Genomic DNA, 18,654 nt, shown 5'->3' with positions numbered 1-18,654 from the left:
CACTCTGCGGGTTTTGCCGGTGATCGGACGGCGGAAAGTTTCCGGCAAATTGTGATCTGGAGCAGTTTGGCAACGGGGTTGGCTTGTGTATGCTCCGTGCACGTTTCGGGCCCATGCTCACTCTTATAAGAACAACAACATTGCACAAGACCCTCAGCTCAGACCTGTCGGGCCCCTCTGTGGAACCCCGGGTCATCCGCAAGCATTACGCCATTGAAATGGCGGTCGAACGCACGCGCCTGCTTTATCAGGGCTCGCTGCTACCGACGATGTTCATGTTGCTCAATGGCCTGGTCTGCGCCGCTCTGCTCTGGAGTCCGCAGCGCTACTTCGTGGTCAGCATCTGGCTGGTCTGGTTGTTGTCGCTGGTGGCACTGCGGGTGATTCAGGTCGCCGCGTTCGACTCGGCGATCCCGGACCGTCAGGCCCAGCCGATCTGGTTCCGCATGTTCCTGCTCGGCTCGACCATGACCGGGCTGACCCTGGCCGGTGCAGGCATCGCGCTGGTGCCCGCCGACAACTTCATGCAGCAAGCCTGGGTGTTCGGCCTGATCGGCGCCGCGACGTTATCGGCCAGCGTCGCCTATGCCGTCAGCCTGCCAGCGTTTCTGTCCTTTACCTTGCCGTGCCTGCTGCCGGCAATCGGCTACCTGTTCTGGGGCGGAGATGAGCAGGCGCGCGGTTGGGGCTGGCTCGGATTGATCCTGCTCGGTTCGCTGAGCGTGGTCGCCTGGCAAGTCAACCGGCTGATCGACCGCGGCTTGCTGCGGCGTTTTCAGAATCAGCACCTGATCGAACACCTGCAGCAAGCGCAGAACCGCAGCGAGCAGCTTAATCAGGCGCTGGCCAAGGAGATCGAGCAGCGACGCTGTGCCGAGGGCCAATTGCGTGAGGCACAGGTCGAGCTGGAAGATCGCGTGGCCCAGCGCAGCCGCGAACTGGACGTGGCCAATCAGGCGCTGAGCAAAAGCGAAGCGCGTCTGGCCCTGGCGTTGAAGGCCAGTGAGCTGGGGTTATGGGACTGGAACCTGCAAACCGACGAAGTCCACCATACGCAGATCCAGGAACTGTTCGGCCTCGCGCCGGAGTACGTTACGGCGATCCTGCGCGACCTCAAGCCACGCCTGCATCCGGAAGATGTGCCAGGTCTGAAGCAGGCGCTGATCGAGCACCTGAAGGGCCGCACCGAGGATTATCAGATCGAATACCGCGTACGGCACGGTGACGGCCATTGGGTGTGGATCGAGGATCGCGGGCGCGCCGTGGAGCGCAGTGACAGTGGGCGGGTGATCCGCATGGTCGGCACCCGGCGCGACATCAGCGCGAGCAAAAGCCTTGAAGAACAGCAGCGACTGGCGGCCACGGTGTTCGAAGCGGCCAGTGAAGGCATCGTCATTCTCGACCCGAACTACGCGCTGATCGCGATCAATCAGGCGTTCAGCCGGGTCACCGGTTACGACATCGAAGACATGCTCGGGCGCAATGTCGTCGAACTGCCGTGCAGTCGTGACGCGCGGCGGCACTACGTCTCGATCCGCCACGCGCTGGAGCAGCACGGCAGTTGGCAGGGCGAACTGGTGGAAACCCGCAAGAACGGCGAGCTGTATCCGCAGTGGCTGCAACTTAACGCGGTGCGCGACAGTCGGGGAAATGTGAGCCATATCGTCGGCTTCTTCGCCGATCTTTCAGCGCGGCGCGAATCGGAAGAGCGCATGCGCTTCCTGACGCATTACGACGAACTGACCGGGCTGGCCAACCGCTCGCTGTTCCGCGAACGCCTGCACGAAGCGCATCAGCGCGTGCGTCAGGGCGGGCGCCGCAGTCTGGCGCTGCTGCACATTAATCTGGATCGCTTCAAGCTGCTCAACGACAGCCTCGGTCACGAGGTGGCGGACCAGCTATTGCAGAAAATGGCCCGGCGCCTGGTCAACGCCTTGCCGGAGGCCGACACCATCGCGCGGCTGTCCGGTGATGAATTTGCGGTGCTGTTCGATGCCTACGGCAACCTGTCGAGCCTGGCGCGGGTCGCCACGCGGCTGTCGAGCAAGCTGCGTCTGCCGCTGACAGTCGAAGGGCATGAGCTGGTGGTCAGCGCCTCGATGGGCATCAGCATGCTGCCGGACAATGCTCGGGAGATTTCCGCGCTGGTCAGTCAGTCGAACATGGCCATGCAACACGCCAAGCATCTGGGCGGCAACAATTTCCAGTTCTACACCGACAGCCTGCAGGCCAGCACCCTTGAGCGTCTGCAACTGGAGAACCAGCTGCGCAAAGCCATCGAAGACAAGCAGCTCAAGGTGTTCTACCAGCCGAAGCTGTGCCTGCAAACCGGGCGCCTGAATGCGGCGGAAGCGCTGGTGCGTTGGGATCATCCGACCATGGGCCGGGTGCCGCCGGGGGACTTCATCGGTCTGGCCGAGGAAACCGGACTGATCGGCCCGATCGGCGAATTTGTGCTGCGCCAGGCCTGCTGGCAGGCGTGCGAATGGCAGCGCCAGGGGCTGGAGCCGATTCGGGTATCGGTGAACCTGTCGGTGCATCAACTGCGTCAGGGCAAACTGGTCAGTCTGGTGCGCCAGGTGCTGGAAGAAACCGGGTTGGCGCCGCGCTACCTCGAACTGGAACTCACCGAGAGTCAACTGCTGGACAGCGTCGAACACATCATCGCGACCTTCCAGCAGTTGCGCGATCTGGGGGTGAAGCTGGCAATCGACGATTTCGGCACCGGCTATTCGTCGCTGAGTTACCTCAAACGGATTCCGGTGGATTACGTGAAGATCGATCAGGCATTCATTCGCGGGCTGGGGCAGGGCAGCGAGGATGCGGCGATCACTCGGGCGATCATTGCCATGGCTCACGGGCTGTCGTTGAAAGTGGTGGCCGAAGGAGTCGAGCGGCAAGAGCAGCTGGAGTTTTTACGTGCCGAGGGCTGCGACGAAGTGCAGGGGTATCTGATCAGTCGTCCGGTGGAGGCCGACCGTCTGGCCGGGCTTTTGCGCGAACAGGGCAATCCGCCTTAAGGGCTACATGCACTCCATCGCGCCTGATACGGGGACATGGAGTTACGCATTGAGCAGGCAAAAAGCCAATTCATGTAGTATAACTACAAGCGTGCTACATCCTTGCCCATAAGAAGAGTCCAGCCCCTTGAATCTGCTGCAACACATCGCCCAGTCACGTCACCTGTTACGCAAGTCGGAGCTCAAGGTCGCCGACCACGTGCTGCTTGACCCTGCGGCCGTGATGCACAGTTCCATGGCCGACCTGGCTCACAGCGTCGGCATCAGCGAGCCGACCATCGTGCGTTTCTGCCGGGCCATCGGCTGTTCCGGTTTTCAGGATCTCAAACTCAAACTGGCGCAAAGCCTGGCCGCCGGTGCCAGTTTCGGCCAGTTCGCGATCCATGAAGACGATTCGGTCGCCGACTACAGTCTGAAAATTTTCGACACCACGTTGCACACCCTGATGGAGGTTCGCGAGAAACTCGATCCGGTAGAATTGCAACGCGCGGTGACGCTGATGTCCCAAGCCCAGCGCGTGGAGTTCTACGGCTTTGGCGCGTCGGGCGCGGTGGCGGCGGATGCGCAGCACAAGTTCTTCCGTTTGCTGCTGACGGCGGCGGCGTATTCCGACCCGCACATGCAGGCGATGTCGGCGGTGACCTTGAAGCCGACCGACGTGGCGATCTGCATTTCCCAGTCCGGGCGCTCCAAGGACCTGCTGATCACCGCCAACCTGGTTCGCGAGAGCGGTGCATCGCTGATCACCCTGTGCCCGAGCCAGACGCCACTGGCCGAGCTGTCGACCGTCAACCTGGCGATCGATGTGCACGAAGACACCGAAATCTATACGCCGCTGACCTCGCGAATCGCCCATCTGGTGGTGATCGACGTGCTGGCGATGGGCGTGGCCATGGCGCGCGGGCCGAGCCTGGTCAATCACCTGAAGAGCGTGAAGCGCAGTCTGCGCAGCTTGCGGCTGTCCCCGAAAGCTGCAAAAGCGCTGGATGACTGAAGCCGGCTTTTGTGGCGAGGGAGCTTGCTCCCGATGGGGCGCGCAGCGGCCCTGAAAGGCCGGGCCTGCTTCGCAGTCCAGCGGGAGCAAGCTCCCTCGCCACAATGAAACGCAATCGGCAAAGTTTCATCGCACTGTCATCCCCGCGCAGCCAAACCGTCATCCCCCACGCCTATCGTGAAACTCCCGTACTCGCCTTGGGAGACTCGAAATGGCTCAGCCCTACGAAGAACGCAACAGCGCCGCGAAAACCCGTCGTCAACAGGAAGACCAGCGCCGCATGGAATTCCGTCGCGCCATTGAAGATCGCTTCGAACTTCGCCAGCTTCAAAGCGAAATCAGCGATTTTCCCGAGGACATCGAACTCAACTACTGGCAGGCCGCACCGGCAGCTTCCCGTCGAAGCGCTCAACCAGCGCGCTGATCTGCACCCGCTCGCTACGGATAAACGCCAGGAAGGCATGCGCTACCGGTGACAGCCGTTTGGCCTTGGCTTGCACCAGGCACCAGCTGCGAAACAGCGGCAACTCTTCGACCGGCAGCTCGACCAGGCCGCCGGTCGCCAGCTCCAGGTTCAGGGCGTGGCGCGTCAACAGCGCCAGGCCCAGACCCGCCACCACGCATTCGCGCTGGGCTTCGGCCGAGGCCACTTCCTGGGTCTGGGTGAAGTGCACGCGTTTCTCTTTGAAATACTCTTCGCAGGCCAGTCGCGTGCCCGAACCCGGTTCGCGGATCAGCAGCGTGTAAGGTTCAAGATCCTGCAAACGCAGCGGCCCCATATGCGCCAGCGGATGATCCGGGCGCGCCACGGCGACGATCGGATTGTTCAGGAACGGCAGAAATTCCAGGCCCATGTCCTGCGGCACCATCGACATGATCACCAGATCATCGCGGTTGTCCGAGAGGCGGCGGATCACCTGGCCGCGGTTGACCACCGTCAGTTGCAGATTAACTTCCGGATGCTGGCGCTTGAACGCGGCGAACAGGTGCGGCACGAAGTATTTGGCGCTGGATTCCACTGCCAGTTTCAACTGGCCCTGCAGTGATCCCTGCATGTCCGACAGCTGCATGTCGAGGTTTTCCAGGCGGCCGAAGATGTCCCGGCTGGCACGTTGCAGGGCTTCGGCAGCCTCGGTCATGTAGAGTTTTTTGCCGACATAATCGAATAATGGCTGGCCGATCAGCTCTTCAAGCTGACGAATCTGTAGGCTGACGGCCGGTTGTGTGAGCGACATTTCATCGGCGGCGCGGCTGTAGGAGCGTAAATCACACACTTCGTTGAAGATCTGCAATTGACGTAATGTCATACGCATCAAGGACTTACGCATTTATTATAGGCTCTGACGGCGGGCTGATGGTTTAACTATAAGTCTTTGCTTATGCCTGACCCAATTTTTATTCATTTTTGTTAATCCCTTGTGAGGGCTAGTGTGGGGTCGCGACCAGATTGAAACATTTGGTCACGCGTCGACCTGGGTCTAGCAGGTCGTGGTGCCACCGGCTCAAGGGAATTTCCAAGTGATAAAAAAGATCCTGATCGCCAACCGTGGTGAGATTGCCGTACGAATCGTGCGGGCCTGCGCCGAGATGGGCATTCGCTCGGTTGCGATTTTTTCCGACGCCGACCGTCATGCCTTGCATGTGAAGCGTGCGGATGAAGCCCACAGCATCGGTGCCGAGCCACTGGCCGGTTACCTCAACCCGCGCAAGCTGGTGAACCTGGCGGTGGAAACCGGTTGTGACGCATTGCATCCCGGTTACGGCTTCCTCTCGGAAAACGCAGAGCTGGCAGACATCTGCGCTGAACGCGGGATCAAATTCATCGGCCCGTCGGCAGAAGTCATTCGCCGCATGGGCGACAAGACCGAAGCCCGGCGCAGCATGATCAAGGCCGGTGTACCGGTCACCCCGGGCACCGAAGGCAACGTGTCGGGTATCGAAGAAGCCCTGACCGAGGGCGACCGCATCGGTTACCCGGTGATGCTCAAGGCCACCTCCGGTGGGGGCGGGCGCGGTATCCGTCGCTGCAACAGCCGCGAAGAACTCGAACAGAATTTCCCCCGGGTTATCTCCGAAGCGACCAAGGCCTTCGGTTCGGCGGAAGTGTTCCTGGAAAAATGCATCGTTAACCCGAAACACATCGAAGCGCAGATCCTCGGCGACAGCTTCGGCAACGTGGTGCATCTGTTCGAGCGTGACTGCTCGATCCAGCGCCGCAACCAGAAGCTGATCGAGATCGCCCCGAGCCCGCAACTGACCCCGGAACAGCGCGCCTACATCGGCGACCTGTCGGTGCGCGCAGCCAAGGCCGTGGGTTACGAGAACGCCGGCACCGTGGAGTTCCTGCTCGCCGAGGGCGAGGTGTACTTCATGGAGATGAACACCCGGGTGCAGGTAGAACACACCATCACCGAAGAAATCACCGGGATCGACATCGTCCGCGAACAGATCCGCATCGCCTCCGGCCTGCCGCTGTCGGTGAAGCAGGAAGACATCCAGCACCGTGGTTTCGCGTTGCAGTTCCGCATCAACGCCGAAGACCCGAAAAACAACTTCCTGCCGAGCTTCGGCAAGATCACCCGCTACTACGCCCCCGGCGGCCCGGGCGTGCGCACCGACACGGCAATCTACACCGGCTACACCATTCCGCCGTTCTACGACTCGATGTGCCTGAAACTGGTGGTCTGGGCGTTGACTTGGGAAGAGGCGATGGACCGTGGCCTGCGGGCGCTGGACGACATGCGTCTGCAAGGCGTGAAAACCACCGCCGCGTATTACCAGGAAATCCTGCGCAACCCGGAATTCCGTAGCGGCCAGTTCAACACCAGCTTCGTTGAAAGCCACCCTGAACTGACCAACTACTCGATCAAGCGCAAACCCGAAGAGCTGGCCCTGGCCATCGCCGCCGCCATCGCCGCCCACGCAGGCCTGTGAGGAATACAACAATGTCCAAGAAAATTTTCGTAACCGACACCATCCTGCGCGACGCTCACCAATCGCTGCTCGCCACTCGCATGCGCACCGAAGACATGCTGCCGATCTGCGACAAGCTCGACAAAGTCGGCTACTGGTCGCTGGAATGCTGGGGCGGCGCGACGTTCGACGCCTGTGTACGCTTTCTGAAAGAAGACCCGTGGGAGCGCCTGCGCCAACTGCGTGCCGCGCTGCCTAACACCCGTCTGCAAATGCTCCTGCGTGGGCAGAACCTGCTGGGCTACCGCCACTACAGCGACGACGTGGTCAAAGCCTTCGTCGCCAAGGCCGCGGTCAACGGCATCGACGTGTTCCGTATCTTCGACGCGATGAACGACGTGCGTAACCTGCGCGTGGCCATTGAAGCGGTGAAAGCTGCTGGCAAACACGCCCAGGGCACCATCGCCTACACCACCAGCCCGGTGCACACCATCGACGCGTTTGTGGCGCAAGCCAAGCAGATGGAAGCCATGGGTTGCGACTCGGTGGCGATCAAAGACATGGCCGGTTTGCTGACCCCATACGCCACCGGTGAACTGGTCCGCGCGTTGAAAGCCGAGCAGTCGCTGCCGGTATTCATCCACTCGCACGACACTGCCGGCCTGGCGACCATGTGCCAGCTCAAGGCTATTGAAAACGGCGCCGACCACATCGACACCGCGATCTCCAGTTTCGCCTCGGGTACCAGCCATCCGGGTACCGAGTCGATGGTCGCTGCGCTCAAGGGCACCGAGTACGACACCGGTCTGAACCTGGAACTGCTGCAGGAAATCGGTCTGTACTTCTACGCCGTGCGCAAGAAGTACCACCAGTTCGAAAGTGAATTCACCGCAGTCGATACCCGTGTGCAAGTCAACCAGGTGCCGGGCGGGATGATCTCCAACCTCGCCAACCAGTTGAAAGAACAGGGCGCGCTGAACCGCATGGGCGAAGTGCTGGCGGAAATCCCGCGGGTGCGTGAAGACCTTGGTTTCCCGCCACTGGTGACCCCGACTTCGCAGATCGTCGGCACTCAGGCGTTCTTCAACGTGCTGGCCGGCGAGCGCTACAAGACCATCACCAACGAAGTGAAGCTGTACCTGCAAGGCGGTTACGGCAAGGCGCCGGGTGTGGTTAACGAAAAACTGCGTCGTCAGGCCATCGGCAGCGAAGAGGTGATCGACGTGCGTCCGGCCGATCTGCTCAAGCCGGAAATGACCAAGCTGCGTGCCGACATCGGCGCACTGGCCAAGTCCGAAGAAGACGTGCTGACTTTCGCCATGTTCCCGGACATCGGCCGCAAGTTCCTCGAAGAGCGCGCCGCCGGCACCCTGGTTCCGGAAGTGCTGTTGCCGATCCCTGAGGCCGGCGGTGTGGCCAAGGCTGGCGGCGAAGGCGTACCGACCGAGTTCGTCATCGACGTCCACGGCGAAACCTACCGCGTCGACATCACCGGTGTCGGCGTGAAGGCCGAAGGCAAACGGCATTTCTACCTGTCCATCGACGGCATGCCGGAAGAAGTGGTGTTCGAACCGCTCAACGAATTCGTCGGCGGCGGCAGCAGCAAACGCAAACAGGCTTCCGCACCGGGCCACGTCAGCACCACCATGCCGGGCAACATCGTCGATGTGCTGGTCAAGGAAGGCGACACCGTCAAGGCCGGCCAGGCGGTGCTGATCACCGAAGCGATGAAGATGGAAACCGAAGTGCAAGCCGCTGTTGCAGGCAAGGTCACCGCCATCCATGTGGCCAAGGGCGACCGGGTCAATCCTGGCGAAATCCTGATCGAGATCGAAGGCTGAGATAACTGCCGCGATCAAACGCTTTAAACCTCGGGGGGGCATGTGCTCCCCTTTTTTTTGCCTGCAATTTACCGTCCTCTGTAGGAGCTGCCGCAGGCTGCGATCTTTTGATCTTCAAGAGCAAAGTCAAAAGATCGCAGCCTGCGGCAGCTCCTACACATAGCGTTGTGTCAGAACGATATCTGCCACTGGCCCATCACGCCGTAACTGCGGCTGTCGCTGCCGGCCTCGCCGCTGATGCCGACGCCCAGGGTGTGGCGTGCGGACAGCGTAAGGTCCAGACCTGCATCCAAGGTAAAGCTGTTGCGATCCATCTCGGCTCCGGTGACTTCAAAGCTTTTGCCACCCCTGACCAGTTGCTGGCGCGTTTCGTTATCGAGATCGCCGTAGGTGTGTTTCACGCTCGCGCTCAAGCGCGGCGTCAACTGCATGCCGTTGGACAGTTGGCTGGTGTTCGCCAGGCGCACGCCGAAGGTGCTGTTCGGATTCGCCTGCGTCTGACCATGCACCTTGAGCGCCGCATCGCCACCTTTCTCGGTGTAACCGTCACGCTGGTAGCGTTGATAACCGACGCTGGCGAACGGTTCGATGCTGACGTTGCCACGGCCGAGGTTGTAGCCGGCTTCGGCAAAGGCCTGCTGGGTGCTGGCGTCGTAGCTGCTTTTGAGTCGGTCACTGAAACCATTGAAGGCAACGCGACGTTTGCCACTGCCGTCATGACCGCCATAGGAGGCACCCAGGCGCAAGGCGAACGGGCCATCCTGACGCAACGCGTAGGCGCCGAGGTGCCAGCTGTCGAGATCGCCGTCGAACTGCCGGGCATCGAAGCGGGTTTGCGCTTTTGCGCCCATCAGGCCGACATGCCATTGCTCGTCGAATCGCCAGTCGGCCCCCATGACCAGACCGTGGGTGGAATGCTTCAGGACACTGTCGGCGTCCCGGTCGACCTTGCCGCCATTTCCCAGAGCTTGTAGCCAGACCCGCCCGCTGCCTTCGCCGCCAGTCGCCAAGCGCGGAGCATTCGCCACGCCCTGCGCTCCGACGCGGTTGTCCAGTTGATGCATCGCCGAGAGCATGCTGGCGCTGAGCGGATTGACGCTGCTCAGTGTGGCTTTGGCGAGGTTGGCGTTGCTGCCGGCGGCGAGTTGTTCGAGGGCGATGACGGTGGCGGTCTGGTCAGCTGTCTGCAGGGCCTCGACCGCCGCGTTGTCCGGTGCAGCTATTTGCCGGGCGGGCTCAGGTGCCGGGGCATGCCCAGTCTCGGCCTTTTTCGCCTGCACCGGTTCGGGCGACGAGGCTGGTTTTTGAATGCTTTTTTTGATCGCACTGCCGTTTTCTGTCGGGACGATTTTCCTCGGCGGAGCCTCACCCGGCGGCTGGTCTGGCGCCGCAGGCGTCTGCGCTCGGTCGGCGGTTTTTTCTGGCAGCGGATCGCTCTTTGCTGCCGTTTCCCCAGCGTCCATCGGCTTCGCTGTAACGGGCTTTTCCGCCTTCTTGCGCGGCTTCTTGGGCTTCACCTCGGCGTTGACCTGAGGTTCCGTTTGCTCGGCCAGTGAAAACTCTACGCACCCGACAGCCAATGCAACGGCCAGGACCAGATGTTGAAGCTTGTAGGTGTGAATGGGCATGCACTTGGTCTCTCGAAGAATGAGACCAAACTCTAAAAGTCGATGCCGGTGCGCCGATGCCGGGCGATTCCGAGTGGAGTGCAGGTTTTGCGGGCTGGTTCTGTAGCCGGGTCGCTGGCAAGTTTTGAATCTGCCTTGTTTACCCGACTGTCCAGACGACTTTGCCTACAACACCTGCTGAAGTATCGATTGGCGAAATCTCAGAAACTCATCTGCCACTGCCCGATCAACCCGTGGTTGCGACTGTTGCTGCCGATCTCGCCGCTGTAGCCGACGCCCAATGTATGCCGGGCGGAAATCCCCAGATCCAGCCCGGCTTCGAGCACCAGACTGTCGCGGTCCAGCGAACTGCCATCGACATTGAATGCGCTGCCGCCGACTACGAATGCCTGACGCGTCGAGCTGCTGACCTCGCCGTAGGTGTGTTTCCAGCCAGCGGCCATGCGCGGGGTCAGGCTCATGCCGTTGTCGAGGCTGCTCAGGTGCGCCAGACGCAGGCCGAAGGTGCTGCTGAAGTTGTCCTGGGTCTGGCTGTCGACGTCCAGTGCGGCGGCGCCACCCTTTTCCTGGTAACGGTCGCGTTGGTAGCGCTGGTAGCCGAGGCTGGCGAACGGCTCGGCGCTGAGGCGACCGCTGCCCATGGCGTAGCCGAGTTCGGCGAAGGCCTGCTGGCTGTTGGCGTCGTAATCGCCTTTGGGTCGATCACTGAAACCGTTGAACACCACCGTGCGTTTGCTTTCGCCCTGATGGCCGCTGTAGGCCGCGCCAAGACGCAGCGAGTACGGGCCGCTCTGGCGCAGTGCGTAGACGCCGGCGTGCCAGCTCTCGACGTTGCCATCGACGCCGGTCGCGTCCAGATCAGTCTTCGAATAGCCGCCGAGTACGCCGAGGCGCCACTGTGGATTCAGTGCCCAGTCGGCACCCAGTACGCTGCCCTTGGTGCGTTGTTCCAGACCACTGTTGCCGTGCTCGCCGTCGAGCTTGCCGTAGCCGCCGATGGCTTGCAGCCACAGGCGTCCGCGCGCGTTCGGGTCATTCAGGTTGCGCGCCTCGGACGGCACGCCGTTGGCCGCCAGCACCGGGGTATCGCGTTGATCGAGGCCGACCATCAACCCCGGGCTGCCGCCCATTTGTTGCATCGCCGAGAGCATGCTGTTGCCCACCTGACTGCTGGCGCCGAGCGTGGCACTGGTCAAATTGGCGTTGCTGGCGCCGGCCAGTTGCTCGATCGCCGCGCCGGCCGTGCTTTGAGTGGTGCTGAGCAACGCGTTGTACAGCGCGTTGTTTTTGCCCATCGTGGCCAGGCTGTTGGCCGCGTTGCTGCCGTTGCCGGTCGCTGCGAACTGATTGAAGGCCACGTCATTGCGGGTGTAAGTCAGGTCGACTTGTGTCGGCGTATAGGCCAGCGTCGGCGTGAGGAACGCGTAGTTGCTGGTGACGGTGCCGAAGGTGCCGTTGACGTTGGCGGCTTGCAGCACGGTGTATTGGCTCTGCCACGGATAAGTGCCGCTGCCGGGATTCACCGCCAGGGTTGCACCGTTGAGGTTGGCGGCGCCGCCGACCTGAACCGGGGCGCTGCTGCCATCAGCGTTGACGCCATAGACGAGGGTCGAGCCGCTGCCCATATTCAAGTCATGGACGATGGTTGCGCGACCGAGGCCGGTGTCGGTACGCAGCGTGCCGTTGACGGTAAGATTGCCCACCGAGCCGCCACCGGCATACACACCGCCGGCGTCCACGCTCAGGCTGCCGGCAATGCCGCCCTGGTTGATCAGGGTCGCGCCATTGCGCACCGCACCGCCATCGCTGAAATCGCCGCTGCCGGTGAGTGTCCACGCACCTTGCCGGACCTCCAGCCATTCGAAATTGCGGCTGGCGCCGAAGCTGCCACCCGCCGCATCATCCATCACCACCCGGTCGTACCCGCTGCCGCCATCGACCACGCCGACGAAGCGACTGCCATTGCGCAGGGTCAGGCTGTCGTTGCCGCCACCCAGGTCGAGTGCCAGGCCGTTGCTGCCGCTGATGGTGCCGCCGTTGATCACGTTGTCGGCGAATTCGCCGACGAACTTCACGCCGAAGCCGTCGAGGCCTTGAATGGTGCCGTAGTTCTCCAGGGTGGTGGCTGCCAGCCCTGAACCTCCGCTGCCGTCGTCCACCAGAATCGCGCTGTTGGCGCCGCTGATCAGTGCGTTGCTCGCGTTGAGAATGTAGCCGCCGCCGAGGGCGATGCCCTCGCTGCCGTTGGCGAATCCGCCCTTGTCCACACCACCGGCACCGACGCCCTGAATGGTGCCGTAGTTTTCGATGTGAGCGATCTTGTCGATGTCCACGCCATCACCGTCCCCGTTCGCCTGCAAGCCTGAGTAAGCACCGGTGATGGTGCCGTGGTTGATCACCGTACCATCGCCGTCGGAACCGAATCCGGAACCATTGCGGCCGGTAATCTGCCCGTAGTTGAGCAGCGTCGCACCGAGGTCGGTGGTGATGCCATGGCGGCCGCCGGAAATCACCCCGTAGTTGGTCACGCTGACACCGCTGGCCGAGTCGATGTCGATGCCGTCGAATTTCTCATCGGCGTTGTGCGAGTCGCCGGTGGAGATCTCGCCGTAGTTGGTAATCGTCGCGTTGGCGCCGGTCTTCATGCCGTCGCTGGCATTGCCACGAATCAGCCCGCCAGCGCGGTTGATGAGGGTGGTTTTGACGCCGTCGCTGCGCAGCGCATCAAGGTCCAGGCCTTGGCCGGTGCTCGAGCGAATCACGCCGCTGTTGTCGATCAACAGGCTGCCGCTGACGAAGTTGCTGTCGATGCGCAAAGCGTCATTGGCGCCGAGAATCTGCCCGCCGCTGCGGTTGTAGATCTGATAATTGCGTGCCTTGGTTTCGTCACCACTGCTGTCGATGGCCCGGCCACCGCTGGAAACGATTTTCCCGGCGTTATCGATGACCACGCCGGCGCCGCTGGTCTTGTCCTTCAGGCTCACCGCCTTGCCGCTGTTGGTGATGCTGCCCGGTGCCGAGATCGTCAGCGTGTCACTGCCGCCAAGGGTTTGCGCGGCAGTAGTGGCAGTGTCGATCTGTAAGGTCTTGCCGTGGGCGGCGGTTGCCGAGATCAGCAAGGCAATGGCGAGGGACAAGCGCTGGGGCGAGAAGAGCATGGATGGACGGCCTTTTGTTATAAGCGGGCCGTCCTGTATAGCGATGGGTTTTTACAGAATGATGTCTTTTGAATATTGGTGCCTTTCCCGATTGCGACATTGTACTCAGATGCGTGTACTGGGATTTTTCCACTTGCTGGTCGATCCGGCGAGGCGGGCAGGATAACCATCCAGCCGATGAGATGGCATGAAAATGATAAAGCTGTATATTCATACAGCTTATTTTTGGTTTTTGACTGTCGCTCAAATTTTTAGCTGATCATTTGCCAATTGTTGATTATCTTTTTTTCACGCAACATCGCGTAACAGCGATAGGCGGGACGCCTAGACCTTTAAAGCAAGGTAGAATCGCGACCCGCAATGGGGGGATGTATGGCAAAAGAGGCGCAAATCAAATTTGCTGAGTCGGAAAATCCGTTTGTGTTGGAGGCTCCTGCCCAGTCATTGGCGGCGGCTAGAGCGATGGCTCGGACAATGGCTACTACTCTCCCCGCAGATGATCAGCTTGTCTTGGCAAGATCTTTTGGCGTTCGGCTTATTGAAGCTTGGTGGCGTGGACTCAACGAGAACGCGGTAGCTCCTCAAGACCTTCGTACTCCTATCGCCATATTTGAGACTTCGATGCTCACAAACTCAGCCAGCCTATTGGCGGAGCAGATTGGCTTGGCAGCATCTAAATTCGATGCTGAAACGGCTGCGTATCAAATTGGCCTGACCTATACCAGCATGCTCCCCATTGAGCATCGCGGTGAGTACGGGATTTTCTATACCCCGCCAGCTCTGACTGCTCGGCTCATTGATCAGGCCACATCGGCAAATGTTGATTGGGCTAAGTGTCGCGTATTGGACCCCGCCTGCGGTGGTGGCGCGTTCCTAGCACCGATCGCGCAAAGAATAGTGCAGGAGCTGTCTCACTGCAGTCCTAGGTTGCTGCTACAAAGCATCGGTAATCGCCTGCATGGCTTCGAGATAGACCCATTTGGCGCTTGGCTTAGTCAAGTCACGTTGGATGCGGTGCTATTACCGATTAGTAATTCGTCGGGCCTTCGGCTGCCTGTAATGGTCACCGTTTGTGATTCATTGCGGAACAGCCCTGCAAAAGACGAATTCGATTTGGTCATTGGCAATCCTCCATATGGAAGAGCCAAACTAGATTCCGAGACCCGAGGTCTATATAAGCGTTCGTTGTATGGGCATGCCAATCTCTATGGACTATTCACTGATTTTGCAATTCGTCAAACCAAACCCGGCGGCCTTATTGCTTATGTCACCCCGACCTCTTTTCTGGCAGGAGGCTACTTCAAAAATCTTCGCTCATTGATTGGCCGAGAGGCACCTCCGATCTCTATTGATTTTGTAGCAGCCCGCAAAGGCGTTTTTGATGATGTTCTTCAGGAAATGGCGCTCACTACCTATCGCAGAGGCGGCAAAGCCGCTCCGATAGTTGTGTCTGAAATTACAGCGTCTGAAGGTGTGGTCGTAGCACAAGAAACGGGTTCGATTACGCTTCCGGAGGATCTCACGCTGCCATGGCTGCTTCCGAGAAACTTTAGCCAAACAGCACTTGTCCAGAAGCTAGTTGAAATGCCTAGCCGACTTGCTGACTGGGGTTATGGAGTTAGTACCGGACCATTGGTCTGGAACCGACACAAATCACAACTGGCATATCAACCAGGTAGGAATCGGCTACCGCTTATCTGGGCAGAAGCAATTACTGCTGATGGAAAGTTTATTTTCAGAGCGGAAAAGAAGAACCATGCTCCGTATTTCGAGCTCAAATCATCGGATCAATGGTTGGTTACTAATAAACCTTGTGTGATCTTGCAGCGTACGACTGCTAAAGAGCAAAACCGTCGTTTAATTGCGACGGCTTTACCCATTGAGTTTTTACAGCAACATGGTGGCGTGGTGATTGAGAACCACATCAATATGGTTAGACCTCTCAGTGACTCTCCCGCAGTTAGTTCGGCAGTGCTCGCAGCATTTCTTAACAGTGGTGCGGCTGATCGGGCATTCCGCTGTGTTAGCGGTTCCGTTGCAGTTTCTGCTTATGAGTTGGAGTCGTTGCCATTACCCGCGCCGAAAGCCTTGAAAGAATTAACGAAGCTGGTTGAGGTCGGAGGTTCGAAGGAGTGCATCGAAATAGCCTGTTCAAAACTTTTCTAAGGAAGAAATAGTGCTACCACCTTATGTTTCGCGTGCGTTGATATCTGAAAGGCTGTCTCTGATTTTTCCAGAGGGAACGCCTAATCGTTCTTATTGTACGCGTGAGCTTGCTGCGAGCACTATATTCGCAATGCTATACATCGGCGCAGTCGAAGGGGCGGATGTCTGGCTTGGTCCCGTACATGTTTATCGAATGACCGATATGCAAGCGCAAGACTGCTGTGAGGCCTCTCGTTTGGATTACCGCGTGAATTTACGCAAAAAATCTTTTCTGGTCCCAGGTAATCGCTGGTATGCAGACAACACCCGAGAACCTATTCGAGACGAAACGTTAAGAGAAGGTTTACTCGTTGTAGGCGCTGTACTCGAGCGAGCAGATGTACCTACAACTTCAGGTGCGCCTCGTTACGCGCTGAAGTCTGACCTTGCGGCTCTTTTCGATCCTGATCTTTCGGACGATGATTTAGACGTCGCTATCGTTTCTTGGCAGGAAAAAAATCTCTCACGTAGTGCAAGAGCACGTGTATCGCTAATGCGGGCAGGTACAGCGGGGAAAGAAGGAACTTTGGTTCACTTCCCTAATGGCGATACCCGTCGGCTCGTTTCAGGGCCTAGCTCAGATATTTCAAAAGCAGTTGTTGAGGTTTTTGCAGTCAAGTTTTTAGAAAGTCCAGGCGTCATCTGGCTAAGTGAGTCAGGAAATAAGGTCGCCCATCCCGATCTTAAGCTTGCTCTAGCAATTGGGCTCGATATTGAGGCTCACAAAAACCTTCCTGACTTGATTTTGGTGGATCTTGGGCCTGTCGAGCCATTTATAGTCTTTGTTGAGGTCGTAGCAACTGATGGTGCGATTACCCCTCGTAGGCAGGAGGCTTTGTACGCGATTACTGATAAAGGCGGCTTTTGTAGATCACAAGTGGCTTTTTTAACCGCTTATGCGGATAGGGAGGCGGCCGGATTCAAGAAGACTGTAACCGGTTTGGCGTGGGGATCCTTTGCATGGTTTATGTCTGAACCGGAAAATCTCGTGTTGCTACAAAGTGGTGTGAGCCGGCTATCAAAGCTTAATGTCCTAGCGGCGCAATCTAAATAATTTAGAAAATTTTTACATTGAACAAGTGCTTGATTTTGGGGAGTACGACTCCCCGTTTCATTTGTGGGTAAATACTTTATCTGCCGATAACTTATCGATTTTGCAAATACGCTTTTCCGTAATGCCGCTCCATGCGCGCCTGGATCAGTTCCAGGCCGATCGACATCAGCCAGTAAATGATCGCCGCCGTGGTCAGCATCTCGATGTAGCGGTAGCTCGAGCGTCCGTAGGACTGCGCCAGAAACATCACTTCCCAGACGCCCATCACCGAGATCAGTGACGAGTCCTTGAGCATCGAGATGAATTGGTTGGTGGCGGGCGGGATGATCGTACGCATCGCCTGGGGCAGGGTGATGCGCCAGAAGATCACGCTCTCGCGCATGCCCAGCGCCAGCGAAGCTTCGCGTTGGCCGTAGGGCACGCCGAGGATGCCGGCGCGGAAAATCTCGCTGAGGTAGGCGCCATAGTTGAGTGACAGGGCAATGATCCCTGCCACCACTGCGCCGGGTACGACACCGAGTTGCGGCAGGCCGAGGTAGATCAGCAGGATCTGGATCAGCAGCGGCGTGCCGCGAAAGAACGAGGTGTAGAAACTGGCGATCCCGAACGCCACGGCGCTTTTCGACAGGCGCGCGAGGGCGGTGACGAAGCCCAGCAAGGACGAAGCCACGATTGCGCAGGCGCAGAGAAACAGGGTCAGTGCCGCACCCTGCAGAAAGCCGTTGGGCGCCAAGTGCACGCCGAGCAGATTCGGCAGCTTGTCGAGGATGATCGAGAGCTTCAAATCGAAGCTCAGGAAAAACCCGGCGAACAGGCTGAACATCGCCGCCCATGTCAGGTACAGGCGCGTGCGGAAACCAAACAGCCGTTGCAGGCGCGATTCAGTCACCGGTTGCGGCGGCTGTGGAGGTGTCGGGAAGGCAGTCATTGGCTGATATCGGCGCCGATCCATTTCTGCGACAGCTTGCTCAGCGTGCCGTCCTGTTTGAGTTGCGCGAACACCTCGCGCACTTTGGCGTCCCACTCGGCATCACCCTTTTCGATGGCCACCGAGTTCGGTTCCGAGTACAGCGGCGCGCCGGCCAGTTTGAAGCGCTGGTCCTGATTCAGGCGCGGCTGCGCGGTCACCAGGTTGGTGAGGATGGCGTCCAGGCGCACACCGGCGCCCAGGCCCAGGTCCTGGAAGGCGACGTTGTCGGTATCGTACGGCGCGATCTGCACATCTTCGAACGGGTATTCCAGGTGCGTGTCTTCGGCGCCTTCGATGACCAGATTCTTGTTCAGATAACTTTCGTAGCTGGAGGCGCTGGTCAGGCCGACTTTCTTGCCGCTCAGGTCGTTGGCGCCGTGGATGCGATCGTCCTTGGCGTTGACCACGATCACGGCCGGCGAGGCGTAATACTCGACCGGGAAATCGAACACCTCGGCGCGGGCCTTGCTCGGGGTCATGGAGCAGATGCAGATGTCATAGCGCCCGCTCCAGCGCCCGGCAGCAATGACGTCCCAGGACGGCGTTTCGAGGCGCAGCTTGACCCCCAGCTTGTCCGCGACGGCTTTGGCGACGTCCACGTCGAAGCCGTCGAGCTGGTTCTGGTCATTGAGAAACGAGAAGGGTGGGTAGCTTTCCATCAGCACGCCGACCAGTTGTTTTTTCTGTTCGACGCGATCGAGTGTGGCGCCGCCGAAGGCATGAGTGGACACGGCCAGAATCGTCAGGCCCAGGGCCAGTAACGGTTGAAGTTTCACAATCGACACCTGAAAAAGGGGTTGTTATTAACCGGATGGTGCGTATTAAATAGTTATAAGAAACACTCTGGTAGTGAGTTATTTTCATAAGCATA

12 protein-coding genes are annotated in these 18,654 nt (G+C 59.4%); 7 read left to right on the top strand and 5 right to left on the bottom strand.

The window, feature by feature from the left end:
* Positions 1-89 precede the first annotated feature (89 nt).
* The 3 genes from ACIOUG_RS06890 to ACIOUG_RS06880 all read left to right on the top strand — a co-directional run bounded on the left by ACIOUG_RS06890 (position 90) and on the right by ACIOUG_RS06880 (position 4,438).
* Complete coding sequence (locus ACIOUG_RS06890) at positions 90-3,020, top strand: EAL domain-containing protein (protein ID WP_401063672.1); 2,931 nt, start codon at positions 90-92, stop codon at positions 3,018-3,020.
* Positions 3,021-3,147: 127 nt separating this feature from the next.
* A complete protein-coding gene (gene hexR / locus ACIOUG_RS06885) occupies positions 3,148-4,014 on the top strand; it encodes a transcriptional regulator HexR (protein ID WP_007912071.1) in 867 nt (288 codons plus the stop codon).
* A gap of 211 nt (positions 4,015-4,225) precedes the next feature.
* Positions 4,226-4,438: a PA3496 family putative envelope integrity protein gene (locus ACIOUG_RS06880; RefSeq protein WP_007962241.1), complete on the top strand. Its 213-nt coding sequence runs from the start codon at positions 4,226-4,228 to the stop codon at positions 4,436-4,438.
* On the opposite strand, the gene ACIOUG_RS06875 is transcribed toward ACIOUG_RS06880, so the two are convergent.
* On the bottom strand, positions 4,380-5,342 hold the full coding sequence (locus tag ACIOUG_RS06875; RefSeq protein ID WP_041073865.1) for a LysR family transcriptional regulator: 963 nt from the start codon (positions 5,340-5,342) through the stop codon (positions 4,380-4,382). The two genes, ACIOUG_RS06880 and ACIOUG_RS06875, sit on opposite strands and share 59 nt — an antisense overlap.
* Before the next feature lie 190 nt (positions 5,343-5,532).
* On the opposite strand from ACIOUG_RS06875, the gene ACIOUG_RS06870 reads away from it, so the two are divergent.
* A complete protein-coding gene (locus ACIOUG_RS06870; RefSeq protein WP_027610345.1) occupies positions 5,533-6,948 on the top strand; it encodes an acetyl-CoA carboxylase biotin carboxylase subunit in 1,416 nt (471 codons plus the stop codon).
* Positions 6,949-6,959: 11 nt separating this feature from the next.
* Positions 6,960-8,768 carry a sodium-extruding oxaloacetate decarboxylase subunit alpha gene (gene oadA, locus ACIOUG_RS06865; protein ID WP_401063669.1) on the top strand — a complete coding sequence of 603 codons (1,809 nt, stop codon included), beginning with the start codon at positions 6,960-6,962 and terminating at the stop codon, positions 8,766-8,768.
* Between the two features lie 170 nt (positions 8,769-8,938).
* Here oadA and ACIOUG_RS06860 read toward each other — a convergent pair whose 3' ends face one another.
* On the bottom strand, positions 8,939-10,396 hold the full coding sequence (locus ACIOUG_RS06860) for an autotransporter domain-containing protein (RefSeq protein ID WP_401063667.1): 1,458 nt from the start codon (positions 10,394-10,396) through the stop codon (positions 8,939-8,941).
* 200 nt (positions 10,397-10,596) lie between these two features.
* Positions 10,597-13,554, bottom strand: a complete 2,958-nt coding sequence (locus ACIOUG_RS06855; RefSeq protein ID WP_401063665.1) for an autotransporter domain-containing protein — start codon at positions 13,552-13,554, stop codon at positions 10,597-10,599.
* Positions 13,555-13,926: 372 nt separating this feature from the next.
* Here ACIOUG_RS06855 and ACIOUG_RS06850 point away from each other — a divergent pair, with 372 nt between their 5' ends.
* Entirely contained in the window at positions 13,927-15,720 is a 1,794-nt protein-coding gene (locus ACIOUG_RS06850) for a class I SAM-dependent DNA methyltransferase (protein ID WP_401063664.1), read from the top strand.
* A gap of 10 nt (positions 15,721-15,730) precedes the next feature.
* Positions 15,731-16,813 (top strand): BsuBI/PstI family type II restriction endonuclease, encoded by a 1,083-nt coding sequence (locus ACIOUG_RS06845; protein ID WP_401063661.1) that lies wholly within the window; start codon positions 15,731-15,733, stop codon positions 16,811-16,813.
* Positions 16,814-16,904: 91 nt separating this feature from the next.
* Here ACIOUG_RS06845 and ACIOUG_RS06840 read toward each other — a convergent pair whose 3' ends face one another.
* Entirely contained in the window at positions 16,905-17,741 is an 837-nt protein-coding gene (locus tag ACIOUG_RS06840) for an amino acid ABC transporter permease (RefSeq protein WP_401063659.1), read from the bottom strand.
* A complete protein-coding gene (locus ACIOUG_RS06835) occupies positions 17,738-18,559 on the bottom strand; it encodes an ABC transporter substrate-binding protein (RefSeq protein WP_401063657.1) in 822 nt (273 codons plus the stop codon). Before ACIOUG_RS06835 ends, ACIOUG_RS06840 begins: the two co-directional genes overlap by 4 nt.
* Between the last annotated feature and the right edge of the window lie 95 nt (positions 18,560-18,654).

Source organism: Pseudomonas sp. NPDC087803 (assembly GCF_044742995.1).
Lineage (GTDB): Bacteria > Pseudomonadota > Gammaproteobacteria > Pseudomonadales > Pseudomonadaceae > Aquipseudomonas.
The sequence above is the reverse complement of the archived record's forward strand: the minus strand, read 5'-3'. Positions and strand labels throughout refer to the sequence as shown.

Bases quoted from the DNA above. Each gene is read 5' to 3' on its own strand.
- ACIOUG_RS06890 (WP_401063672.1), top strand. From the start codon at position 90: ATGCTCCGTGCACGTTTCGGGCCCATGCTCACTCTTATAAGAACAACA.
- ACIOUG_RS06880 (WP_007962241.1), top strand. From the start codon at position 4,226: ATGGCTCAGCCCTACGAAGAACGCAACAGCGCCGCGAAAACCCGTCGT.
- ACIOUG_RS06875 (WP_041073865.1), bottom strand. From the start codon at position 5,342: ATGCGTAAGTCCTTGATGCGTATGACATTACGTCAATTGCAGATCTTC.
- oadA (WP_401063669.1), top strand. From the start codon at position 6,960: ATGTCCAAGAAAATTTTCGTAACCGACACCATCCTGCGCGACGCTCAC.
- ACIOUG_RS06860 (WP_401063667.1), bottom strand. From the start codon at position 10,396: ATGCCCATTCACACCTACAAGCTTCAACATCTGGTCCTGGCCGTTGCA.
- ACIOUG_RS06855 (WP_401063665.1), bottom strand. From the start codon at position 13,554: ATGCTCTTCTCGCCCCAGCGCTTGTCCCTCGCCATTGCCTTGCTGATC.
- ACIOUG_RS06850 (WP_401063664.1), top strand. From the start codon at position 13,927: ATGGCAAAAGAGGCGCAAATCAAATTTGCTGAGTCGGAAAATCCGTTT.
- ACIOUG_RS06840 (WP_401063659.1), bottom strand. From the start codon at position 17,741: ATGACTGCCTTCCCGACACCTCCACAGCCGCCGCAACCGGTGACTGAA.